The following is a 25,008-nucleotide window of genomic DNA, read 5'->3' as shown; positions in this document are numbered from 1 at the left end:
GCATGGATATTTTAGTAGTAGGTCTCGGGTATGTCGGAACAACAACTGCTCTTGCATTTGCTGAAAATGGTTGGAAAATAGCAGGATTTGATACGGATCATACGAAGCTCTGTTCCCTTGAGAAGGGGGATCTCCCTTTCTACGAGCCTGGTCTTGTAGAACTTTTGCAGAAACATGTGGATCAGGGCAACATCCAATTTGTAAGCGATGCTAAGGAAGCGATTGAGAAGCATCACATTCTTTTTATTTGTGTGGGCACACCGTCACGAGAAGATGGGAGTGCTGATCTAACATATATACAGCAGGTATCTGAATGGATTGGCGAACATATGCAGGAACACAAAGTCATTATAGTCAAAAGTACAGTGCCCGTGGGCACTCAGAAACGAATCAAGCAATGGGTTGCTAACAAGCAAACCAAACCAATCTCATTCGACGTCGTATCCAATCCCGAATTCCTCCGAGAAGGCAGTGCACTTCATGACGCGCTCCATCCTGATCGAATTATTCTAGGCAGCGATTCGCAAGCTGCGGCTGATGTCGTAAGCAGCCTGTACCGAAGGTATACGTGTCCAATCATTCGAACAGAGCCATCTACTGCAGAGCTCATCAAATACGCCTCTAATGCTTTTCTCGCGACCAAAATTTCCTATGTAAACGAACTGGCCAGACTGTGCGATCAATGTGGTGTATCGATAACAGATGTAGCACAAGGAATGGGGTTAGATCCTCGAATCGGTTCTTCCTTCTTACGTGCAGGCATCGGCTACGGTGGTTCGTGCTTCCCTAAAGACGTCAATGCATTACTGAGCACAGCGGAACAGTATGGCATTCATCTAGGCTTGTTAGAGAAAGTAGTTCACATTAATCGAACGCAGTATGCTTATTTTCTTACGAAGCTGACCGCGAAGCTCGGCACCCTTGATGGAAAAAAGGTCGCAATCCTCGGACTGGCCTTTAAACCAGGAACGGATGATTTACGAGAAGCGCCTTCGCTAGCAATCATTAACCAATTATGGAACAGCGGTGCCATTATTAGCGTTCATGATCCCGTTGCTGCACTTCCTCCCAACTATCCAACAGCTAGGTTGACACAGTATTCTCATATTTTGGATGCATTGCACAATGCGGATGCAGCTATCATTTGCACCGAGTGGGCGGTATACGAATCAATGAATTGGAGTGAGGCCCTCCCTATCATGCGAACTCCTATTCTGTTAGATGGCCGAAATATGCTCAGAGCAAATGAGATGCTAGCAATTGGATACGATTATGAAGGAGTGGGGGGGCACAAGTAGAGAAGAGTATGAAATGTTACGTTAGAAATAGACTAGGAGGAGAGTAGTCGAATATGTATATATTGGTGACGGGAGCTGCTGGATTCATCGGCTCCCATCTCTGTGAACGGCTGCTGCAGGACGAACATGTACATGTAATTGGCGTTGATGGATATATTGACTCGTCCACACCGAGGCGTCAGAGAGAACTCAATCTAAGTTCACTGCGTACTCATGATAGGTTTACCTTTCACGAAACAAATTTATTGCAATCTAATAATGAAATGCTGCTGAAGGATGTCGACGTCGTGTGCCACCTCGCAGGCATGCCGGGCGTGAGATCGAGCTGGGGGCCGGATTTTCTTCACTATGCCTCTCACAATATCGTGGCAACACAGCGGCTGTTGGAAGCATGCAAGTCGAGCCCGGTACGCAAATTTATTTATGCCTCTACGTCATCCGTGTATGGAGAAAAGACGGGGAGAGTGGATGAAGGGGCGATCACAGATCCATTGTCGCCGTATGGCGTCAGCAAATTGACTGGTGAGAACCTGTGCCGCGTATATTTGCATAATGATGGGATTCCCGTAACGATACTTCGCTTTTTCACTGTATATGGGCCAAGACAGCGTCCTGATATGGCCTTTCACCGCTTTATTCATCAAATGATTCACGGTGAACCGATAACCTTATTTGGTGATGGAAGCCAAACACGCGACTTTACTTATGTATCCGATTGTGTTGAGGGAATTGCAGCCGCTGTTCATACGGATGGTATTCTGGGACAAATATTGAATATTGGCGGCAAGCAGCGAGCGTCAATTATGGATTGCATTCATATGTTGCAGCAGCTGATTCCACATCAAGCAGGCATTCAATATATGGGAAGAACTTACGGGGAGCCAAGCCACACATGGGCAGATATCAGTAAGGCGCAGAAGCTGCTCGCTTACGATCCACAAATCGATCTGCTACAGGGGCTAGAGCGGGAGGTTGCATCGATTCGACAATTGTACGGACTATAACGGAGGAGGTGGCGCCGAGTTGCCGGCGCCACAGTTATGACAGCAGTAAATCAACCCCATACCTCTAATATTTCTTGAGCGACACGCTGCCACACGAACCGTGTCTCTGCAATTCTTCTTCCTCGTAACCCCATTTGTCTGCATTCATCCATATTTGCAAGAAGATGATTCAGCTTATTCGCATATTCTAGTGGATTCTCTGGGTCTTCAACTAGAAGGCCATTTCCCTGAAGAATCACTTCAGGATTACCACCGCGAGAGGTCGTAAGGAATGGAAGGCCAGCTGCCATCGCTTCATAATGTACTCTCGCGAGTGGTTCATTCCATATTGAGGTGCATACGAATATATCTGCTGCACAGAACCAGCGATGGACTTCGTTCGCCTGTACATAGCCGGTTGTAATCACAGGAACAGGAGAGCGAGCCGCAATTGCTCTTACGTATCCAATATAGTCACTGACTTTATTATCGCTGTACCATGCGCCGCCAACTACGACTAATACAGCATCTGAATGTTTCAGATGTGACATCGCACGCACAAGCACATGCGGGCCTTTATTACGAGACAATCGCCCAACAAATAAAATGACTTTCTTCGAATTCAGCTGATACTCTGTACGAAGGCTATTGCGTGCCTGGCGAGCATAATCGGATTCAACCCAAGGAGCGAATAGGGAGAGGTCTGCTGCGGAATATATTGTACGTATTTTCGCTGCGGCGTGAGGGTGATATCTGCATATTTCCTGTCCTATATAATTGCTTATGGTAATAATGGCATCCGTTTGTTCGACAACGGCTCTTCCTTCTTCCGGATGGATCTTGCCAGGATGGAACATGTCATTGTGCATACTTAAGACGATTCGGGCATGAGGTGCTGTACTCCGCACGGGGAGAACAAGCCGTGGACGATTAAAGATATGGATCAGATCGTATTGTTTGCCATTCTGAGCGAGAAATCGAATAACTCCTTCGGCATATACTTCGAATAGTCCCTCCGAAGGAATGCGAACATACCGAATCCCATCGACAACTTCAACATCAGGCAGTTCCGGATCCGATCTGCCGACTATCGTAAGGTGATGACTCCGGCTCAACAGCGAGCTTACTCCTCCGATATAGGTCTGAATAGCGCCGCCCCTAATATTCGGGACAGGAAGCTTCTCCGTACAGATCATTAAGATGTTCATGCCGTATGCTTCCTCCTGTCTTATCCCGTTTTACCGGAACGTGATTTTTTTCTAGATTTGCGTATCGCTGCTGAACGAGAGATCCGCTTCTTCCGACCGGCGAAAGAGCGGGACAACTTTGTTTTCTTGATTCGGCGCGGGATGTAAGATTTTTGGCGGCGCTTGCGGCGAATAGCAAGACGTCTTCGCGTAAGCACTCTTCTAGAGCGGTGGCGGCGTATTCTTCTACGCTTGCGCCGGGCAGTTCTACGGCGGCGGACGGCATAGATCGTATCAGGTGTAAGAGTGAGAGTAGGGAAGAGCGGGAGCGCTTCATTAGCGGAAGCGGCAACGGCTGTCTCCTCGGTGTGTAGCTGTTTTGCAGGGGCATCTTGGGGGACAGCTGCGTCAATTACTTCAGCTGGTAATAGGCTCGACACTGCATTCTCGAATTGACCGACGGCATCAGGTAGTAGGGTAGATATTGTATCAGGAGCAATTTCTCCGGCTGGCTGAAGAGCAGGATCAGATGGTTGTTCGGGCAGCGAAGGAAGCTTGTCGAATACAAGTTCTCCGTTAGCATATTCGATACCAGGCATGGTAAACTGCCACATTGATGATTCAGGAACTTGCGAATAATCACCGGGTTTATAATTTTCGATGTCGCCAGCAAGCTCGTTTAGGGCCTGCCATTTGGTGCTCTCTGTAGCAAGTACACGTTGCAGGATACCTTCCAATTCCATGCTCATGAAGGTGGTTGGGTCAAATACGATCTCTTTGACATGCTTATAGAATTCGTTCGGGAACGCCATATCCAAGCAGAGCAGCTCGAACGTTTCTCGATCCATTGGGTTCGCTTCGTGATAAGCGCCTATCATTCCGCGAATCCAGGTTGTATCCCAATAGCCCATATCATCCATTGTACTTGTAATCAGTTTGCGTAAATCACGAAAAGGAAGATCGTACGCGACCCCATCCAAGTCAATAACCCATATTCCACCTGGGCCCATTTGGCCATTAGACCATCCATAGTCTTGATGCACTAATCCCCAATAGGGTTCACCCATTGCCACCATTTTGAAATATTTCGATACATTCAGCAATCGATCTAATGTCTCTTTGGCCTGAGTTTCGAAACTATCTACGACTTCGAGTAGTTTCTGACTGACAGGAAATTCGGTATAAACGGCGGCAATGTCACGGAACCAGCCGATTTTGGCGATGATCTTCTCATAATATGCTGGCCATGTGTATAGTCTTGAGGACTTGCCGGCACTTGAAGGAGGAATGTATCCTTTTGAGAACTTATGGAATTCACCGAGACCGTAGCAGAGAAGAGCCGCTCCTTCTAAGTCAACCTTCGACACAGGCTGCATGGGCTCAACCCAGTCCGTTACAATCCACAGCTTTCCGCCAGTCTCAACATAGATATCGTTCTCAACCGTCCGGATGAGTGCTGGTACGCGAGCGCCTTGCTCAACCAGATATTGCTGTGCACCGATGCTGAATAGACTGCGAGCAGGAGTACGATGAAGGACTTTAAGGCTTCGTGGCCCATGATTCGTTTCAATTCGCCAGATCGCACCGCCCTTGTCAGGTTTAGAGGTAATCAGCACCATGCTGGACACTTGCATATCATATTTCGTCATGACATGACGAGCGGCTTCTTCAACCTCGGGAGGCACATATTGTTCCAGAATCGTGCCGGGTGGTACGGTATCAATAAGATGTTCCCACGGTTCTATATGAAATTGAACCAACGGCATTCCCTCCACATCGATTTTAGTCACGCTTAGGAAATAGTAATTGACGATACACATCCAGCATTTTACTTGTGATTTGTGCGACATGGAATCTTTGCATGACGAATGTTCGTCCGGACTGAACCATCGCGTTCTTTTCTTCGAAGTCCATATTCCAGATTCGTTCAATATGTGCCGTCAATAGTCCCTTCGGAACGGAGTTGGCAGCATGGTGATCCCCGAACCAAGAGTTCCACGCTTGTTCATAACAGCTTGCATCTACGACCCCAAGATAGCCTTTACTCCCCGAACAAATAAGAGGACGTTGACAGGCCATTGCTTCTAATGCGATGCGCCCTGTACCGATCACACAATCGCTTATGGCGTAACAAGCCCTCATATTCAGCATTTCTCCCGGATAGATGATGAAGGAATCCCCAGTTCGATGACGTTCCTGTTTGACGAGCTTCTCGACTTGTTCTTGATGGATGCCGCCGCCTACAATCAGAAGGACAATTGAGCTTCCTGATTTTTTGCGTAGTGCAGATGTCGCTTGGATGACGTCTTTGCATATATCTGCCTTCTCCCATGTTAGACGGCCTACATACATGACGACGAAGGCATTATTCGGAATGCCCAGTTTGCTTCGCAAATACCGCTGATAGGCTTCGGGGTAACTGCTGAATTCCACTGCATCGAGTCCATTCGGGATAAGATGGGACGTAATGCCATCCATGTTCAGTGAGTGCTCGATCGCTGGACTGACACTTACAAAAGTGGTATTTAGCTTCAACTTCTGCATGTGCGATGCATCATAATAACAGCCATGAACGGTAAAGACAAAGGGGATATTCATCTCCTCAGCTGCGCGCTTAGCAAGCTCTCCGGAAGGGTATTGATGCGCGTGTATAATTTGAATGCGCTCCGTGCTAATAATCATTTTTAATACATCGAGATGCAGCTTTGCATTTTGGATATCAGGCTCATAATTATCAAGCACGAAATCAACCTCATAGTACGGACAGCCGAGACCAATGAAGGAATCCATTATCTTGCCTCGCTTGCCTGCTACCGCTACGACTGCCCCGCTCCGAATAAGCTCTCGCGTCAATGAGAGTGTGTAAGTCTCGGTTCCTCCAATATTGAATTGATCGATGATCATTAATATACGCGGCGGCCACTGTACAGGAGGGGGGCGATATAAGGGGGCAGCAGGTTCTGAAAGGGTAACCGAAGTAGAGTGTTGTGTGGTATTGAAAATCTTTTTGCGTCTAGGATTTTCGCGCTTTCTTTGATTCTTTGTTACATTCGGTGTCCGTTTTTTTCTCTGCATTGGTTCACGCCCTTTATAAGGGGATTAGCGTATAGTATATTCATATGTCATAGGAACAAAAGTGAAAGGTACAATCGTATATTTTGGAAATTGTCCTGCTTATTCCACCATTGTAATGCCAAAACTGAAGTAGTTTCGAATATAGTGAATAGCAGAGTCTACTTGCTTCGGTTAAGCAAGAAGAAGGAGATGTGAGTATGGAGCCATCACTCGATATGATCACAGACGAATCGCTGCGAACAGCAGCAGCTATCGATTTCGTTTGTCAACATTTCTCCTTAGGGGAATTGGTAGGCATAGGAGATAGGTTAAAGGGCTCATATAATATTAATCTGAAAATAACGACAACAAAAGGGGACTTCGTTGTACGTTTTATTAGCTCATCCGTAAGTGAAGCACACCTTCAATATGTCTCGAAGCTGCTTGCGAAGCTAGAGAATGAAGGGATTCCTGTACCTCGTCCTGTACAGGATGAGAAGGGTATGAGCTTTGTAGAGCTTGATGGGAAGCGGGTTCAAGTTACGCCATTTGTACAAGGCAGATCGTTCTTGTGCCGGGAGCAGCAAGTGCATTCGAGTGCAAGTATGCTTCGGAGATTCCATCATATTCTGGGAGATGAGCCGCCGGGCCCACTTCCTGAGTGGTCATTCTACCATAAGAGCAGCGATTTAAGGGAACGGTTGAGCCGGCTTCGAGAATTGCCGACAATTCCTAGCAAGGAGCATGCAGAAGTATTGCGTGTCATGAACCGAGTACTTCATAAATACGACAAAGATGCATCGTTGCTGCCTCGGACAATCATCCACGGTGATTGGCATTTCTGGAATCAGAAGTACATTCGCAATGAAGTGAGCTGTGTGCTGGATTTTGATTTTGTACGGAACGGAACACGCCTCTTCGACATTGCCTATTCGATATGGGTAATCTACTTATTGCTGCCGAATTATGCGAGTACCTTCGACGCCAGTTTCCTGGCAGGTTATGGGGAGCTGTCCGATATTGAGATATACTTACTCCCTGCTGCTGTGTCTCGAATCAGTTTGTTTTTCCTATGCCAATCCATTCATTCCGCAGAACCCGCTGTAAAATGGAAGCATCAATATAGGAAGCAGATGCCGTTTCTGGAATGGATGGAGAAAGAGGGAAAGTCTAGGATTCGAAGCTTGGCTTCAGCAGTTCAAGCATAGGTTGACAAATCCGGTCACAGCGCACAAAATGGGCAGTACTCGTTACATGAAGCGAATACAGCTTAGCTAAGCAGGTGGTTGATCATTGTTCAATGCCTGCTTAGCTCTGTAATTGCAGTGAGGATCTGTTACAATGGGAGGAAATGTTACCATTTCACAGGAGTAGATCGCATGAGAGAAATTACGATACTTATTGCAGAGGACGAGAAGGAAATAGCTGATTTAATCGCTTATCATCTTGAGAAGGAAGGCTATCATTGTATCATTGCGACAGATGGTGAGGAAGCAGTACATGCTGTTCATCGCCATTCCATTGATTTGGCGATACTCGATATTATGATGCCGAAGCTGGATGGCTATGAAGTTACCCGGCAAATCCGAGAACAGAACCATATGCCCATCATATTTGTAAGCGCCAAGACAAGCGACTTGGATAAAATCACGGGTCTGGTTAGAGGAGCGGATGATTATATGACCAAGCCGTTCAACCCCATGGAGTTGGTTGCTCGGGTGAATGCACATCTGCGGCGCAGCATGCAGTTCAATTCTTCTGCTGCATCAGCTCGCAATGTACTGGAGAACGGCGGACTTGTTATGAACCTCGAGCAGCGCTCGGTTCGGCTGTATGATGAACCGATTGAACTTACACCGAAAGAATTCGATATCTTGCACCTGCTCGCGAGCTCCCCGAAGAAGGTATTCAGCTCGGAGCATATTTTTCAACAGGTGTGGGGCGAAGCTTATTTTGAGAATGCGAATACGGTCATGGTGCATATTCGAACACTTCGCAAAAAGTTGAAAGAAGATACCGCGAAAAACAAATTAATTAAAACAGTCTGGGGAGTAGGTTACACGTTCAATGGGTAAAATCATTCGCAGCTTCCGTGCTAAAATGCTGTTCCTTTTTGGTGTCAGTATCCTTCTATCCGGAGGAATCATTTTCTTACTATACAAACTTCTTCAGATGTATTATCACACCATGAAGTACGAACATCCATTAACCTCCGTTCGATATTTCATTAGGGATGTAGGGGATATTAATTTCTTTTTACTTATTTTCACACCGCTTGCGATCTTGTTTTTCTTCTTGCTTACGAAGCGGTATGCAGTATACTTTAACATGATTTCCGATGGAATTAACCAGCTTGCCAACGGAGATTTCGCAAGTCCAGTACATATCGAATCCAAAGATGAATTCGGGGTTATTGCGAAAGACATTAACTTGGCCAAGATTAAGCTGCAGCAGGCGGTGGAGAGAGGGGACTTTGCTGAGAACAGCAAGGATCAATTGGTCATGAATTTGGCACATGATTTGCGTACTCCACTAACGTCTATCCTTGGGTACCTGGATCTCATCCTTCGAGATAAAAAATTAACAGAAGAACAAATCATCCATTACACGGAAATCGCTTATACTAAATCGCAACGATTGGAGAAACTCATCGATCAGTTATTTGAAGTAACGAGAATGAATTATGGTACAGCGGCCATTGAGAGGCATCGAATGGATGTAAGTGAGCTTCTCATACAGGTTACCGAGGAACTATATCCCGTTCTAGATAAGAATGGTTTACAGGTTCGTTTGAATATACCGTCACACATGTATATTTGCGGAAATGGAAAGATGCTAGCGAGAGTATTCGAGAATCTACTGTCTAACGCGAATCGCTACGGAAGTGATGGGAAGTTTGTAGATATTCAAGCCCAAATCGTGTTGAATGAGGTGATTGTAAAGGTCATTAATTATGGGGATCCGATCAAGCCGGAGCATATCCCTCATTTGTTTGACATGTTCTATACCGCTGATCAAGCCCGATCCCAGCAAGGGGATAGCACAGGCTTAGGCTTATTCATTACGAAGAATATCATTTCACAGCATGATGGAACGATATCCGTTCAGAGTGATGCGGTACGAACGATGTTCGAAGTGCGCTTGCCTTCTCATAACGACGATTCTCTTCAAGCTTCACTACGTTAATTTAAGAAAAATTTTATTTTTACCCCACTTTTTCTTTAAACAGTTTGTTCTATTCTAAGTGCAGGATAGGAGAAACGTTGAGAGAAAGTGGGGATTTTCATGTTCATGTGGATGATGCATACCACGTAGAATCTGATATCGACCCCCATTGCTACATGAAGAATTCAAATGGGATAGGAATGATGGGGGGTGTGAAATGACAAAATGGTTGCGCAAGGATACATCTGTAGCTTTCATGTTTCTTTTACCTAGTGGATTAGGATTTGCGATATTTTATTTCATCCCTTTTGTGAAAGGGATCATGTATTCATTTCAGAACAACGCTGTCCAAGGACAATTTGTTGGACTTGACAATTATCGCGAACTGCTCGATAGCGACTCTTTTCGCAAAGCTTTTTTACATACGACTTATTTTACCGTTATAAGCGTTCCGATCCTAATCGTGCTTTCCCTAGGCATCGCTATTTTGTTGAACAAAAACATCTATTGCCGTAACATTCTGCGGACAGCCTATGTATTGCCGCTCGTCGTTCCTACGGCGTCTATCGTGCTCATTTGGCAGATTCTCTTTGACTGGAATGGTTCCCTTAACTCTTGGTTAGGAACTTGGATGATTGAACGTGTGGATTGGATGAAGACTGACGCCGCTCGCTATGTAATCATCGGCGTATACATATGGAAAAACATTGGCTATAACATGATTCTATTCTTGGCAGGCTTGCAGCAGATTCCGAAGGACTATTATGAGACGGCCTATATAGAAGGGGCAGGGCGCTTCCATCAATTCAGAAGCATTACGCTCGTGTATTTAACACCTACAATGTTCTTCGTAGTCCTCATGTCGATCATGAATTCGTTCAAGGTATTTCGGGAAACGTACTTAGTTGCCGGCGACTATCCCCATGACAGCATATATATGCTGCAGCATTATATGAACAATATGTTTGTGTCCCTGGACATACAGAAGCTTACGGCAGCGGCATCATTAATGGCAGCTTGCATCTTAGTCATCGTAATGGGGATGTATTTCATAGAGCGTCGTGTTCGACATTCGTTGGACTAAGCAACAGATAGAGCAGCAGACATGAGAAAGGAGGTAACGAGATCAACGTATGAGAAGAATACGAAAAAGCGTGATGACGGCCATTATGGCAGTGTTTGCCGGATTGATATTGTCACCAATTGTGATTACATTCACAAATTCAATTATGACTGAACAAGAAATTGAGATGAATTATGGATTGATTGGACATGTAGGTTCAGCTGTATCTGCTTCTGCCCAGCAGTTCGTGAATTTGAAGCTGCTGCCGGATCAAGTGTCCATAGAGCAGTATTCCATGTTATTGATACGGAACTCGAAATATATAGCTATGTTCTGGAATTCTGTATTCATGGTGGTGCCGATTATCGCTGGTCAAACCTTAGTTGCAGCTTTGGCCGCATATGCATTCTCCAAACTGCGTTTTCGTGGTCGCGAGCCCATATTTCTTGTTTACCTGTTCACGATGCTTATGCCTTATCAAGTTACGCTTGTTCCCAATTATATGATGGCCGATCAACTTGGGTTGCTGAATCATCCTAGCTCTATTATTCTGCCAGGGATATTTGCTGCCTTCGGTGTATTTATGCTTCGCCAGTTCATGATGCACATTCCGTACGACTACATCGAGGCGGCTAAAATTGATGGAGCTGGTCACCTTCGAATTTTCTGGTCGATTATCGCACCCTTAATCAAACCAGGAATAGCAGGCCTTGTCATTTTGCTATTTGTGGATTATTGGAACATGGTGGAGCAGCCTCTTGTTTTCCTGGACGATGCACTTAAGCAGCCACTCTCCGTATATTTATCGAGCATCAATAAAGGGGCGAGGGGAGTCGCATTTGCTGCTTCGATGCTGTATATGGCCCCCATGGTGCTCTTGTTCTTATATGTGGAACCTTACTTTATCGAAGGTGTCCAGTTGTCAGGCATCAAGGGATAGATTGGTTTGAAGGGAGTATTGAAAGTGGGGAGTGAAGGACAAGTCGCTGCTACAGAGAAAAAGCGTCAACGAACGATAGTCATCTTGTTCGGGTTATTTATCGGACTGTTAGTGTTCTGTACCTTATTCAGCAATACATTGGAATCGTTAACGCTCCCCAAGGTTGTTACTGAGAAAGCGCTACTTGGGAGCCTTGATTATAAGCTTGAAGCAAGTGGTATCCTGCGGCCTGTGTCCGAAGTGAAACTAACGAATACGGTTCCATGGCGGGTTAGTAAGATCTACGTGAAAGAAGGAAGCTACGTCCAAAAAGGGCAGACGCTGCTGACTTATGACAGCAGTTCCGCCGAGCAAGAATTGCAAGATGAGATTGCCCATCTAGAGAAGCAAAAGATTGATCTGCAAACCTATCAGGATCAATACATTCAATCTGCGACTTCCGAAGGGGATGACATGAAGCTGCGCGCCGCGTCGCGTGAAATACAAACACGTCGTCTGGATTTGGGGATACAAACTCGTAAAATTAACGAATTGAAAAAGAAGTTGGAACAACAAAAGGAAATCAAAGCTCCGTTCGATGGCATTGTGACGAAGATTAACGCAGTAACAGGCGTTGTGTCTTCTGGGGCGGCGGATATCATTCTAGCCAATAGCAGCCGAGGGTATCAGTTAGACATTACAACAGATGCTGAATTGTTGGATTTACTAGAGATATCGATAGGGGAGAAGATGCCGGTTGTAATCAAGGGAGACAAAGATAAAGCGAACAAGGTACAAGAGTTTCAAGCATTGATTATGGATATCGTCGATAATGAACGGCGATCTGCAGCTGCTGATGATCTTGTGACGAATGCGAAATCAACCATTGCACAGAAAACGGTTCGTCTCCAAATGGTGAACTCCGCTTTGAAAGGCGGCGAGGAAGGTCGTGTACATATTACGAAGCGTTCTCGTGAAGAGGGAATTCTCATTTCAAATAAAGCGATTCATCGTGAGCGAGAAGGACTGTACATTTATGTAGTTGAAGAGCAGTTGGGGCCGCTTGGAAATGTGTTTATGGCACGCAAGGTGCCCATTACCTCTAGTGAAAGCAATGACAAGGTAACGTTAATCACATCAGGAAATGTCTATGAACAACTAATTATCGTAGACAGCAGCGAGCCTTTGCAAGATGGCAATCGAATACGGCTTCAATAGTTGTGAAGTATGAATGAATAGAGGAGAGATCTAACTATGAAAAAGCGGATTATTATCATTTTCACTAGTTTGTTGCTCGTTACAATGACAGTGGCATGCGGTTCATCAAATGAAGTAGACAAGACGCGAAAAACGAAGGAAGGCAAGACGATCGTAACGATGTCGTTGTTCAATCCAAATTCCTGGTATGCATCTGCAATAAAGAAATTTGAGAAACAAAATCCAGATATTGAAGTTCGTCTTCAATTGTTTAAGCAAGAAAATGAGAAAGTGGAGGAACAAGATGACGATAGGTATGTGCAAAAAATCAATACGGAGCTGTTATCTGGCGCAGCGGCGGATATCATTGAAGTAGCCAGCCTGCCTGTCGGGAAATATGTCAATAAAAAGCTGATCCTCAATATGAATGACTTTATCAAAAAAGAGAAGCTGCTGGAAAAGGGCGATTTGTACCCGAATATCGTGGATGAGATGGGGATCGATGGTGGGCTCTATTCGATGCCGCTCAGCTTACACCTGCATACCTTCCTAGGGGACGGCAATATACTGGAGAAGGCTAACGTTCAGGTAGATGATCAGAAATGGACATGGCAGCAATTTGAACAAGTAGCGAAGCAGATTATGAAGAGCAGGGATGAAGGCGATTCCCGATATGCATTGGCGAACACACCGCCTGAGGAGCAGCTGCTTGACATAGTCATCGATCAGTCTTCCGAGTTCATCGATCGCAGCAATCAAAAGGCTAACTTCGATTCTCCAAGCTTTATTACTCTTATGGAGCAAATCAAGAGCATGTATGATCATCAAGTTGCTACTTCGAAAGAGGCAGGTTACGGAGAACAGTTGTTCAGTTCGATAAAACTGGTAAATCCTCCTGACTTTATCTTTTGGCCCCATACGCTTTATAAAAACCCTGTGTTGCTGAATAAGCCGCATGCTGCAGGACAGACAAGCGGAGTTACTTTTTCTGCCCCAAAACAGCTTGCAATTTCATCCAAGTCGGATGTTTCTGAAGAAGCTTGGAAATTGATATCCTTTTTGGCATCTGAGCAAGCGCAATCTATGCCAGAGAGAGGTGGGTTTTCCGTACTTGCATCGGTGAATGAACAGGAGCTTAACTATTACCAGAAGCAAGTGGACAGTGGAGAATTTAAGCTAGAATCGGGCCAAGCTGTTAAGGCGACAGAGGGATATTTCATAAAGGCCAAGCAGCTGCTGGCAGCAGCGAGCGGTTATCGGTCTGGTGACGACAAGCTGTACTCGATTGTCGGGGAAGAAGCAAAATCGTATTTTTCTGGTCAAAAATCTGCCGAAGAAGTAGCTAAATTGATAGATAATCGGGTAAATACCTATTTAAATGAGTAAGGAAGAAAAGAGGACGTGCAAAGCGCGATCCTCTTTTTAATGTTGCACATGGTATACGCTATAGACACCTCCATTGTAACGGGTACTAGCCTCTGAACAGGCATCTTTCATCAATGGATGCAATCTTGGGTGGACGGGGGATCGGTTGCCAGCATCTAGTCAACTGCACAAGTGTTGTCGGTTTTGACCATTTGATACTAACCTTCATGTAAGTACCTGAACTAAAAGTGCGTACTTACAAATAGATAGTTTACAGCATATACTCAAGAGGCAAACCAATCTATGGAGGTCAAATCGATGAAAACACTTGTTATCTTAACTCATCCGAACTTAGAAACGTCCGTTGTCAATAAACGCTTGGCCGAAGAACTCAAGAAGTACCCGGACAAATATACAGTTCACGAATTGTATAAGGTATACCCTGATGGCAACATTGATGTTCAGCATGAACAACAGTTGATTGAATCTCATGGCAATCTTGTCTTGCAGTTCCCAATCTATTGGTTTAATTGTCCGCCTCTTCTTAAAAAATGGCTTGATGAAGTATTTACTTATGGTTGGGCTTATGGTTCTAGTGGTGATAAATTGAAAGATCGCAAAGCTGCATTGGCTGTATCTGCCGGAATTAAAAAAGAGGACTTCGAGGAGGGTAAATATCGTTATACATTCGAGCAAGTATTATCCCCATTCGAATTAAGCTTTCAATATTGTAAAGCAGACTATCGCTCATTCTATGCGTTTTACGGGGCGGAATATGAGCCTTCTGCAAGCAAGCTGGATCAAGGTGCACTTGACTACGTGAAATTCATTGACAACCTGTAAGTTATTCATTTTATCCCGTCTAATAGCAAAAGAAGTATTTCCTCATGCAGGAGATACTTCTTTTGCATTATGAATGTTCCACAGTTTCCAAGGGTGATAGTCTGTTCTTCTCTCCCCAATCACACATCATATCTACTATAGGGATGAGCGATAGACCACGTTCCGTTAAGGAATATTCGACTTTTGGCGGCACTTGTGGATATTCTTTGCGTTGGATAAGTCCATCTGCCTCCATCTCTTTTAACATAACGCTCAATGATTTAAATGAAATGGTACCGATGCTTCGCTTCAGCTCATTATGCCGCATGACCTTGTGCTCGGATAGCCAATACATAATGATCATTTTATATTTGCCGCCTATTAAGGATAGTGTATAGCCAAACGGGGTGTCTTTGACATCCACACCAGTAGGAAGACATGGTTCTTGCACAAACAACACACTCCTTCGTGAATGATAGTAGCATAAACATGATGTACCGTAAATTAATCATCAAACCGCAAAGTGAAGAGGATCGTCTGCTCGACTTTGCTTAGTGATTCCTGTGAGAAATCTGCAGTAATCATGCGATTTGTACTCGTCATTTGCATGCCCCATACCCGAACCGTACCCTGTGCAATAAAGGATTGAGGATCATGATATGAAATGATCCCCCGCCCCATCATCTTATGATCTGTTGGGGGCGAAAGGCCGTACAGGGTTGTACCAGATTCATGGACGATGCCAATCTTGATATGATTCATATTGTCCTGTCCTAAGCCAGCAACGGTATCAATGGATATGATAAGCTCAATCTCTTTCCGCTCTTCCTTATTAGGTGTGAAGAATATATCGCCAAGGCCGCCGACGGATTTTACTTTCTTGCCATAGTTCCAGATCTCAATATCCAAGTTCGCTTTTGGTTTTGTGCCTTCATATCTCAAGGTAAACGCCCCCGTCATATTTCCGAGAAAAGGCTTTAACTTCGCTGCTTCACCTTGAAATGGATCAATGGGAGTTAACGTTATCGTTGGGGGAGTATTGATCCGCTCAGGAACCGATGAACCCGATATACAACCAGTTACCAAAGACAATAGGATGAAAACAAATGCCGATACTCGATGGAGCTTCACTTTGATCCCTCCTTCAGTTTACTATACCATAATGCGAGAAGATAAATAACAATAAATACCATTTAAAGTAAGGTGCTTTTATATACCTCAGATAAGGGATCACTCGTTGTTGTTGAAAGATATCCATTTTCCTGGCTCTGAATTGCATACCGAACACGGATAATGCCGCATAATCGAAGCATCATGTTCATAAAGATCAATGGAATCGTTGCCAGTTCCTTGAGCTGTTAACCAGGCAACATTATATGTACGCAACATCTCATTTGCGTTATTCGATAAGTTTCAGAGAAGGGAGTGGTGGGATCGTGGATATACATGATCCGCAGCAGATGCATATTCCGCAGCCCATTCGCGAAAGTGACGGTGCAGGGGCAACTGATCTCGGTCCACGCGATGTCATGCGGGATATGGAAAATCCAGATATGCTTGTTCCTCCGATCACGGATGCAGGACTTGTTCCGAATTTGAAGTTTTCCTTTTCCGATGCACACATGCAGCTGAATAAGGGTGGGTGGTCGCGCGAAGTCACGGTAAGAGAACTGCCGGTAGCGAAGACGCTTGCAGGTGTCAACATGCGGCTTACTCCCGGTGGGGTAAGGGAGCTGCATTGGCATCAGCAGGCAGAATGGGCGTTCATGATCCTGGGTAGCGCCCGAGTTACCGCGGTAGATCAGAACGGTCGTAATTTTATCGCAGATGTTAGACCTGGCGATCTGTGGTACTTCCCTCCCGGCATTCCACATTCCATTCAGGGGCTAGAAGAGGGCTGCGAATTCCTGCTCGTGTTCGATGACGGGAGTTTTTCGGATCTAAATACCCTTTCGATTTCCGATTGGTTTGCGCATACGCCGAAGGAGGTATTATCAGCTAATTTTGGTGTGCCTATAAGTGCATTTGAGCAAATTCCTTCCGATCAGGTGTATATTTATCAATCACAAGTCCCGGGATCGATTGAGAGTCAGCAGGTGCCTGATCCTTACGGGACGATAGAGCCGGGTTTCGTACATCGCTTGATGGCTCAGCCGCCAATCACAACTCCCGGCGGGACAGTTCGCATTGTGGATTCAACCAATTTTCCAGCTTCACGAACGATAGCGGCTGCACTTGTCGAGATTAAGCCTGGCGCCATGAGAGAGATGCATTGGCACCCTAACAATGATGAATGGCAATATTATCTTACCGGACAGGGCAGAATGACTGTCTTCTCGGGGAATGGCACTGCGCGGACTTTTAACTATCGGGCAGGGGATGTCGGATACGTTCCTTTTGCGTTTGGACACTATATTCAGAATACTGGGACAGACAGCTTATGGTTCCTCGAAATGTTCAAGAGTGATCGGTTTGCAGACGTGTCCCTCAATCAATGGATGGCGCTTACGCCGAAGCAGCTCGTCCAATCGAATGTGAATGCTTCGCCTGAATTAATGAATGCCTTGCGCGTGGCGAAGTGGCCAGTCGTGAAATATCCTGGAATTCCGCCAGTTGTCGAGCAATAAGGCAGAGATACACACGAAAGTCAATATCATGGGAACAAAATGGGGATGAGTAGGACTCATTTGGGTGTATAATGCACATGAGACAGCAGGAAACAGAAGCCTGTATCATGTGTAATGTACACCATTTTTATTAACGCTAATTTCTTTATTTGATCAAACGGCAACTGTAAGAAGGTGGAGGATAACTTATTTTTTGAGAATTCTTCTTACATAGAAGGAAATAAGAGGAGGAGTATATATAAGATGCATTCAGAATCGGAAGTTACAAGCATGATTTTTGGCTTGCTGCAATCAACGTCTATTTACGATGATTCCTATTCCAACATGGTCACACAACCGTTTCAGCCCGATTATTATGGTGATCTAACTCCTTGTGTAAGGATAAGAGATACTGCGTATGAGATTGTGATGTATGAGAGAGGCGTTCAAATGCTATGCAAAACAACGAAGGACGTCGAAGATGTGATTTATTGGGTCTTAGAAGATACGATTCATACGATCTCCTATGTGAAACTACTGAATAAATATAAGGTAGACAATGTGAAAACCCACTTATCTGACAGCAAAGAGATCAGGAGTGAGCTTACAACTATGATCGATCAAGCGTTTCAAGACATAGGAGGCGTTTACTTGGAGTGGCATAAAGCAGGAAGGCGAGCGCAATTGGAATCATAAATGTACTTCAAATATTAAAATAATGGGATACATAATACGAACAGCCAAGCCTATGGGAAGGGATTCATTCGGCTTGGCTGTATTCATTTCGTTCATTATTCAGGTTTATTGTCGACATTCGAATCTGGTACATACGTACTCTTATAGTCTTTGTATTTAACATCTGTTACCATGCCTGCCGAAGCATGATGCAGGTCATGGCAATGGAACATCCAATCTCCGGGATTATCTGCTTCAAAAGCGATAACATACTGCTCACCGGGTTTAACGTTCAATGTATCCTTGACGACAGGAGAGCCTTGTAAAGGCTGCCCGTTTCTGCTCAATACCTGAAAGAAATGTCCATGCAAATGCATGGGATGATCATCGGTTGGTGATTGATTAACGAAGGTAACCATGACTTTGTCACCCTTGGCAACTTTGATTTTGTCTGTGTCCGGAAATACCTTGCCGTTAATGGTATAAACCATCTCGCCATTTCGCATCTCTGTGTTTAGATTCATCATGACCTGCTGATCATACGTCTGGTCGAGTGTGAATGCCGCTTCCGCCATCTTGCCATACGCAGCGAGATTGAACTGAGGAAGGGTTTCCAATGCATCGGATTTGGCAGCCTGCTTCGTGAAGTCCTCATATTGAATGACAGCCCTCATATTGTGAGCTCGATCCTCTTTGCTGTGCTCATCTAACAACCACGTACCAGGATTGTCAGCAACGAACTCAAGGTCGAACCGTTCGCCAGGCGCAATTGATATCACTTTATCTTGAATGACAGCCGGACTGTTGACGGGTTGACCATCCATAGCGATGACCTTGAATTGATGCCCTTGCAGGTGCATCTGATGTGAGAGATATCCGGCATTGATTAAGCGAATCCGAACCTTTTCTCCTTGCTTGACTATGAGCGGTTCTATTGCATCACCCGATTTTCCATTCATAGTGAACAGGTCGTACATGCTCATATCATGACCGCCCATTGACATCGATCCATGATCCATGCCACTCATGCCGGATTTTGACATATTTATCTTGGAGTGATCCATGTCTGACATTGACATATCTGAATGATTTTCCGATTTCTTTTCTTCTGCTCGCTCCGTATTCATCTTTCCTATGCTCATCCATTCATCCAGGACAAGTGCATAATCTCGATCAACTTGCTCCTTCGGATCTTCGACGATGAGCGAGCCATACAGTCCTTTGTCTACTTGATTTACACTGTCTTGATGCGAATGGTACCAATACGTTCCCGGTACCGTTGCTTTGAACTCATAGATGAAGGACTTCCCAGGAACAACAGCATCTTGGGTGACGCCGGGAATACCATCCATACCATTGGGAACGGGATATCCATGCCAATGGATTGATACAGGCTCCGGCAATTCATTTTCCAGCTTAATCTTGACAGTATCGCCAACCTTTACTCGAATCTGCGGCCCAGGAACAGAATTGTTAAATGTCCAAACGGGCAGAACCACCCCATTGGATACTTCCAAGTTACTTGGTTGAGCAGTAATGGTTAGGGATGTGCCATCAACAGTGGGTGTAGTTACAGTACGCTTCACTATTTCTTTTACTAAATCTGTGTCGGTATTCGATGTAAGCTTCGACTCTTGTTTGTTCGACATAGAAGCATGATCCATGTTGGTATGATCCTTGGCAGTTCCTCCGTTCCAGCATCCACTTGCTAGTAATGCAATTATCCCGGTGACGACCATGGTTTGGAGCATCCGATTGCGAGTTGAGAATAAGCTTTTCAATTCAATGCCTCCTGAATTATCATTCTTGTAGAATACAATCTCAGCATAGACAGCAAATGTGGAGAAATGATGGAGATTCATAAAAAACACAAATTTATGCAGTATTGTGAATATACAAAGCTTGCTGATACGTTGGACGATAATGGTAAGCGAGAACTTATCTACTTTTTGCAGTCCCGAACCAAGGGAGTGGCACTTCCAGTTCGAGCGATTGATGAAATTCAAGAGCAGAAGCATAAAGATGGACTTGTTTGCCCGCATTGCAAAAACCATTCTGTTGTTCGATTTGGAAAGTACGCTGTAAGAACACGCACTGGAGAGGTTAAACGACAACGTTACCGTTGTAAGTCCTGTCGCCAAACATTCAATGACCTTACGAACACCCCTCTGCAACGAACGAGGCGACCTCATATGTGGATTCGTTTTATCGAATGCATGATTGAGGGCTTTTCTCTGAGAAAATGTGCAGAGCAGTTAAACGATGAAGTCACGCATGTCACCTTGTTTTACTGGCGGCATAAGATTCTTTCCGCTCTGAAGCAGATTCCAACCGAAGCATTTCAAGATATTGTTGAAATGGACGAGACCTACTTTCTTTACTCGGAAAAGGGCAAGCGGAATATTGCCGAACGCAAGCCACGTAAACGTGGCGGCAAAGCGAAATATCGTGGTATAAGCCACGTAAACGTGGCGGCAAAGCGAAATATCGTGGTATAAGCCACGATCAAGTGTGCGTGCTGGTTGCCCGTGACCGTCAGAAAATGACTTACTCTGGCGTACTTGGGCGTGGACGTATTCGGACTACAAAATTAGACGAGCGATTGGTGGTCATCTATCTGACTCAAACGTGTTATGCACTGATTCATGGAGGGCATTTAGCTCCTATGCGAATTCAAAAGGCATGACTCATTACCGATTCAAATCCGACGGAAAACAACGTGTGAAAGGCGTGTACCATATCCAAAACGTAAACAGCTACCACAGCCGCTTGAAGAAATAGATGGATCGCTTCAATGGTGTTGCAACAAAGTATTTGCAGAACTACTTGGCGTGGTTTCGTTACTTAGACAGCAAGGAATATGAGAATACCGCATCGAATAAGAAAAATATGTTGGTCAAATCGTGCCTGTTTACTGTGACCGACACGAACACCAAACTTCGGCTTTCTGCTTATTCTTGTTAAGCTACCGGGCAGTTATGCGTAACTTCCAGGGAATGTAAACATCTAAATAACGTAAGGAACGAGGAGGCAGACAATTCATGGGAGGAACGAATGTATGGGATGCGGAGTGGGAGGTTAACGAAGAGCAGGCGCGGACGCTGATCGGCAGACAATTCCCTCAGCTGTCATCGAAGCAAGTGAAGCGATTGGGCTGGGGCTGGGACAATACGGTTTTTCTCATCGGTGACGAGTACGTGTTCCGGTTTCCAAGAAGAACGATTGCAGTTGGCTCGATTCGTATGGAAGGGAAGCTGCTGCCGAAGCTGGAGGCATATATGACCATCCCCTATCCGAAACCGTTGTTTTATGGCGAAGCAAGTGACGAATACCCGGCACCATTTCTTGGCTATGCCTACGTGCCAGGAGATTTCCCAATCGGTTTGACGGAAGAACGCCGGGCTTTATCGGCAGAGACGCTGGCGAAATTTTTGCGGAGATTACATGAGTTTCCGGTGCAGGCGGCGCTGAAGTGCGGAGTTCAGCAAGATCATCGAAACTTGACGGACATAGCATCGCGCAAAGTGAAATTGGAGGGCTTTCTATCGAAGGTGGTTGAACACTTGTCGCCGGAGGAGTCCGGTGTGATCGAAGCGTATATTAGCAGGCTGCAAAAGGACCGTGTCGAGGCGGTGAATGCACTGCTACATGGCGATCTTCATTTCAAAAATATGCTTGTGAATGAGAACGGGATCGTTTCCGGCATCATTGATTGGGGCGATCTGAGCGTAGGCCATCCGGCTTGCGATTTGAGCGTTGCTTATAGCTTTTTACCACCTTACGCTCGCGGCGTGTTTTTCGAAACGTACGGAGGAGCGGACGAGGAAACGAAGCTGTTGGCGCGGCTGATCGCGGTATACATCCCCATACTGATCTTAATGCAAGCGGTCGATGACGGGAATGAAGCGATTGCGGCAGAGGCGAAATCCAACATCATGCGGGCACTGTCGGATTAGGCTCATTATTTCGTTGCGGCTATGGGGCTATGGCTATCGGCACCATTTTGTCGTTTAAAGGCCGCGATAAGGTACGATCCGCCTTCTCTGATGCCGCTTTATGTTGAGGAACACGAAATTCAACAGAGTAAGTCGTTGCGCTAACGGGACACGATAGCAATAAACCGCCTTTTCAACGAAGGCGGTTTTCTTATGGTCAAATATCAACATTAGAATTTAACATAGCCATTTGAAAAAAGACGGATATGAACTGAAATAGTAGTGACAATTGTACAAATAATCAATTCATTTTCTCCATTGCCACAAGAGGAAAAATGTCCTAAAATATATCTTGATGCAAATGATAATCAATATCATTATAATTTAGAAACAGCAAGGGTGGCATGTATGGGGCAAGTGGCTAAGTCTTTACCTAAGGAAGCTGCATCGCAAGCATTTGAATTTCGCTCACGTCCAATGGCAGCAACACTTATTCTTATTGGCGGTTCCTTCGCATTGCTGTTAGGGATCGCTATATCTGTATCGTTCGGTGCGGCAGATATTCAGATGTCTACCGTATGGGAGGCGATTTTTCGCTTCAATCCAGAAGTAACACAGCATCAAATTATTCAAGAAATTAGACTGCCGCGTGTATTGGGGGGGGCGTTGGTAGGAGCCTGCTTCGCGGTTGCCGGAGCTATTATGCAAGGCATGACTCGCAATCCGCTGGCGGATTCAGGCTTGCTTGGCCTGAATGCGGGTTCAGGCTTCATGCTGGCCATATGCTTTGCATTTTTTCCAGGCCTGCCTTACATGTATTTAATTTTGTATTCTTTTCTTGGCGCAGGCTTGGGCGCAGGGCTCGTGTATGGAATTGGTTCATTAGCTAGGGGGGGACTAACCCCTGTTCGAATGGTATTGGCTGGGGCAGCGCTCAGTGCTCTCTTACACGCACTGAGTGAAGGCATCGCATTATATTATCGAATTGGACAGGATTTGGCTTTTTGGTACGCCGGTGGAGTAGCGGGCACGAAATGGCCGCAACTAGAAGTGATGTTTCCGTGGATTGCAGCTGCTCTTGTAGGGGCGATTGTATTATCACGTTCGATTACTATGCTCAGTCTTGGAGAGGAGATCGCCAAGGGACTGGGGCAGCGAACACGCCTCGTAAGATTGGCAGGCACAGTCATTGTGCTTATTTTGGCTGGTGCGGCCGTATCTGTTGTTGGGGCTGTTGGCTTTGTAGGCTTGATTATTCCACATGTTACCCGTTATTTAGTTGGCGTGGATTATCGCTGGATTATCCCATGCTCGGCCTTGCTTGGCAGCTTGCTGGTTATATTCGCTGATCTTGCCGCTCGCATGGTGAATCCGCCATACGAAACACCTGTCGGGGCATTAATCGCTTTAATCGGTGTACCCTTCTTCCTCTTCTTGGCACGCAAGGAAAGGAGGGGACTGTAAACGATGACAAGTCTATCTTTACCGATGATTCAAAAACGAAAGAAGCAGCGGAGCATAGCGATTATGATTACGATAGCTGTACTGATTGTCATTATGGTTATCATTAGCATGAATACAGGATTTATTCGCTTATCCCCCATGGATTTGCTGCGTACATTGTTCGGTTCAGGAACAAAAAAAGAAGAGCTAATCCTATTTGACTTCCGATTACCGCGCATTGTTATTTCTTTGCTAATCGGTGCAGGTCTGGCGGTATCCGGCTGTGTCATGCAGGCCATATCGCGTAATGCATTGGCTGATCCGGGCATTTTAGGCATTAATGCGGGCGCTGGTCTCACCGTAATGTTGTTCATCTCGTTTTACCCATCAACTGCACAGGCTCCGATCTATTTATTGCCAGTGTTCGCGTGGCTTGGGGCTGGACTTACAGCAGCGCTCATCTGCTTGTTATCCTTCAAACGGCATGAGAATATATCGCCTACGCGATTACTGTTAACTGGTATAGCGGTAGCTGCCGGCATCAGTGCAGCTATGATCGTACTGACATTGAAGCTTAGTCCCGAAAAATATCAAACGATGGCGACATGGCTTGCCGGAAGCATCTGGGGAACGAATTGGAAGTATGTACTTGCACTGCTTCCATTCATCGTGGTGTTATTGCCATACATATTCTACAAAGCTCGAATCATGAATGTTCTGAACTTGGGAGAACAGACGGCAACTGGGCTGGGGGCATATGTATCGAGAGAACAAATTTTGCTGTTGGCAGCAGCAGTAGGATTGGCAGGCTCATGTGTGGCGGTAAGCGGTGGCATCGGCTTTGTGGGGCTCATTGGACCGCATTTAGCTAGACGACTTGTGGGTCCCAAACACCAACTCCTTCTGCCGACCTCGGCTTTAGCCGGTTCCTTGCTTGTGATTACAGCAGATACAATTGGACGATGGATATTACAGCCATCAGAGGTGCCCACGGGAATTGTCGTCGCTGTAATTGGCGCCCCTTACTTTCTGTATTTATTAACTCGCTCGAAAGCATAAGGTTCACCGGCCGAGATCATGACGAATTAGGTGTTGCGAGGTTAATGCATGAACGGCACATTTAATCGAATGTGCCGTTTTCCCGTGTTATCTTCCTTCGGTCTTGTCTCCACGCAGAGCCATGCAAGTACCCGTTGCATGAGCAATAAGACTATTATTATCGTCAGCGGGTTCAGGCACTACTTCTATCCCTCTCATCCGTTAACATGGCAATCTGGCATTCCGATTTCAATCATG

General features: G+C 45.4%; 21 protein-coding genes and 1 pseudogene. 16 read left to right on the top strand and 6 right to left on the bottom strand.

Features of this window, described 5'->3' with window-relative positions; all coding sequences use genetic code 11:
• Positions 1-2 precede the first annotated feature (2 nt).
• Both ABN764_RS06170 and ABN764_RS06165 read left to right on the top strand, forming a co-directional pair.
• Complete coding sequence (locus ABN764_RS06170) at positions 3-1,298, top strand: UDP-glucose dehydrogenase family protein (protein WP_446671286.1); 1,296 nt, start codon at positions 3-5, stop codon at positions 1,296-1,298.
• A gap of 53 nt (positions 1,299-1,351) precedes the next feature.
• Complete coding sequence (locus ABN764_RS06165) at positions 1,352-2,302, top strand: NAD-dependent epimerase/dehydratase family protein (protein WP_446671285.1); 951 nt, start codon at positions 1,352-1,354, stop codon at positions 2,300-2,302.
• Positions 2,303-2,352: 50 nt separating this feature from the next.
• Here ABN764_RS06165 and ABN764_RS06160 read toward each other — a convergent pair whose 3' ends face one another.
• From ABN764_RS06160 to ABN764_RS06150, 3 genes are read right to left on the bottom strand one after another with little or no spacing between them, the layout of a single operon-like run.
• The gene (locus tag ABN764_RS06160) at positions 2,353-3,489 is read right to left on the bottom strand and encodes a glycosyltransferase family 4 protein (RefSeq protein ID WP_021253517.1); all 1,137 of its coding nucleotides are present in this window, start codon (positions 3,487-3,489) and stop codon (positions 2,353-2,355) included.
• Between the two features lie 20 nt (positions 3,490-3,509).
• Positions 3,510-5,234, bottom strand: coding sequence for a CotS family spore coat protein (locus ABN764_RS06155; protein WP_446671284.1), 1,725 nt, complete (start codon positions 5,232-5,234; stop codon positions 3,510-3,512).
• Positions 5,235-5,250: 16 nt separating this feature from the next.
• On the bottom strand, positions 5,251-6,543 hold the full coding sequence (locus tag ABN764_RS06150) for a glycosyltransferase (protein ID WP_446671283.1): 1,293 nt from the start codon (positions 6,541-6,543) through the stop codon (positions 5,251-5,253).
• Between the two features lie 197 nt (positions 6,544-6,740).
• Here ABN764_RS06150 and ABN764_RS06145 point away from each other — a divergent pair, with 197 nt between their 5' ends.
• The 8 genes from ABN764_RS06145 to ABN764_RS06110 all read left to right on the top strand — a co-directional run bounded on the left by ABN764_RS06145 (position 6,741) and on the right by ABN764_RS06110 (position 15,074).
• The gene (locus tag ABN764_RS06145; protein WP_446671282.1) at positions 6,741-7,730 is read left to right on the top strand and encodes a phosphotransferase enzyme family protein; all 990 of its coding nucleotides are present in this window, start codon (positions 6,741-6,743) and stop codon (positions 7,728-7,730) included.
• A 171-nt stretch (positions 7,731-7,901) separates the two neighbouring features.
• Positions 7,902-8,597, top strand: a complete 696-nt coding sequence (locus tag ABN764_RS06140; RefSeq protein ID WP_065292775.1) for a response regulator transcription factor — start codon at positions 7,902-7,904, stop codon at positions 8,595-8,597.
• Positions 8,590-9,708, top strand: a complete 1,119-nt coding sequence (locus ABN764_RS06135) for a sensor histidine kinase (protein WP_446671281.1) — start codon at positions 8,590-8,592, stop codon at positions 9,706-9,708. Before ABN764_RS06140 ends, ABN764_RS06135 begins: the two co-directional genes overlap by 8 nt.
• A gap of 196 nt (positions 9,709-9,904) precedes the next feature.
• Complete coding sequence (locus ABN764_RS06130; protein ID WP_174808884.1) at positions 9,905-10,771, top strand: carbohydrate ABC transporter permease; 867 nt, start codon at positions 9,905-9,907, stop codon at positions 10,769-10,771.
• Positions 10,772-10,820: 49 nt separating this feature from the next.
• Entirely contained in the window at positions 10,821-11,690 is an 870-nt protein-coding gene (locus ABN764_RS06125) for a carbohydrate ABC transporter permease (RefSeq protein ID WP_446671280.1), read from the top strand.
• A gap of 24 nt (positions 11,691-11,714) precedes the next feature.
• Positions 11,715-12,887 (top strand): efflux RND transporter periplasmic adaptor subunit, encoded by a 1,173-nt coding sequence (locus ABN764_RS06120; RefSeq protein WP_174808882.1) that lies wholly within the window; start codon positions 11,715-11,717, stop codon positions 12,885-12,887.
• A 36-nt stretch (positions 12,888-12,923) separates the two neighbouring features.
• Complete coding sequence (locus ABN764_RS06115) at positions 12,924-14,252, top strand: ABC transporter substrate-binding protein (RefSeq protein ID WP_446671279.1); 1,329 nt, start codon at positions 12,924-12,926, stop codon at positions 14,250-14,252.
• Between the two features lie 297 nt (positions 14,253-14,549).
• Positions 14,550-15,074 carry an NAD(P)H-dependent oxidoreductase gene (locus ABN764_RS06110; protein WP_446671278.1) on the top strand — a complete coding sequence of 175 codons (525 nt, stop codon included), beginning with the start codon at positions 14,550-14,552 and terminating at the stop codon, positions 15,072-15,074.
• A gap of 67 nt (positions 15,075-15,141) precedes the next feature.
• On the opposite strand, the gene ABN764_RS06105 is transcribed toward ABN764_RS06110, so the two are convergent.
• Both ABN764_RS06105 and ABN764_RS06100 read right to left on the bottom strand, forming a co-directional pair.
• On the bottom strand, positions 15,142-15,504 hold the full coding sequence (locus ABN764_RS06105) for a winged helix-turn-helix transcriptional regulator (RefSeq protein WP_065292769.1): 363 nt from the start codon (positions 15,502-15,504) through the stop codon (positions 15,142-15,144).
• A 53-nt stretch (positions 15,505-15,557) separates the two neighbouring features.
• Complete coding sequence (locus ABN764_RS06100) at positions 15,558-16,184, bottom strand: hypothetical protein (RefSeq protein WP_446671277.1); 627 nt, start codon at positions 16,182-16,184, stop codon at positions 15,558-15,560.
• Between the two features lie 329 nt (positions 16,185-16,513).
• On the opposite strand from ABN764_RS06100, the gene ABN764_RS06095 reads away from it, so the two are divergent.
• Both ABN764_RS06095 and ABN764_RS06090 read left to right on the top strand, forming a co-directional pair.
• Positions 16,514-17,680 carry an oxalate decarboxylase family bicupin gene (locus tag ABN764_RS06095; protein WP_446671347.1) on the top strand — a complete coding sequence of 389 codons (1,167 nt, stop codon included), beginning with the start codon at positions 16,514-16,516 and terminating at the stop codon, positions 17,678-17,680.
• Positions 17,681-17,923: 243 nt separating this feature from the next.
• Positions 17,924-18,355: an Imm63 family immunity protein gene (locus ABN764_RS06090; RefSeq protein WP_021254704.1), complete on the top strand. Its 432-nt coding sequence runs from the start codon at positions 17,924-17,926 to the stop codon at positions 18,353-18,355.
• A gap of 95 nt (positions 18,356-18,450) precedes the next feature.
• Here the strand turns inward: ABN764_RS06090 and ABN764_RS06085 are convergent, their stop codons facing one another.
• Positions 18,451-20,085 (bottom strand): multicopper oxidase family protein, encoded by a 1,635-nt coding sequence (locus ABN764_RS06085; protein WP_446671346.1) that lies wholly within the window; start codon positions 20,083-20,085, stop codon positions 18,451-18,453.
• A gap of 126 nt (positions 20,086-20,211) precedes the next feature.
• Here ABN764_RS06085 and ABN764_RS06080 point away from each other — a divergent pair.
• From ABN764_RS06080 to ABN764_RS06065, 4 genes and pseudogenes are all read left to right on the top strand, one after another.
• A pseudogene (locus ABN764_RS06080) lies at positions 20,212-21,298 on the top strand (IS1595 family transposase).
• A gap of 77 nt (positions 21,299-21,375) precedes the next feature.
• Entirely contained in the window at positions 21,376-22,290 is a 915-nt protein-coding gene (locus ABN764_RS06075) for a phosphotransferase (RefSeq protein WP_078503234.1), read from the top strand.
• 387 nt (positions 22,291-22,677) lie between these two features.
• Positions 22,678-23,733: a FecCD family ABC transporter permease gene (locus tag ABN764_RS06070; protein WP_446671276.1), complete on the top strand. Its 1,056-nt coding sequence runs from the start codon at positions 22,678-22,680 to the stop codon at positions 23,731-23,733.
• A gap of 3 nt (positions 23,734-23,736) precedes the next feature.
• Complete coding sequence (locus ABN764_RS06065) at positions 23,737-24,771, top strand: FecCD family ABC transporter permease (RefSeq protein ID WP_446671275.1); 1,035 nt, start codon at positions 23,737-23,739, stop codon at positions 24,769-24,771.
• The last annotated feature ends 237 nt before the right edge of the window (positions 24,772-25,008 follow it).

It is taken from the genome of Paenibacillus wuxiensis (assembly GCF_040195695.1).
In the GTDB taxonomy this organism is placed as follows: domain Bacteria; phylum Bacillota; class Bacilli; order Paenibacillales; family Paenibacillaceae; genus Paenibacillus_B; species Paenibacillus_B suaedae.
Note: the sequence above shows the minus strand (reverse complement) of the source record. Positions and strands in the feature narration are given on the sequence as shown.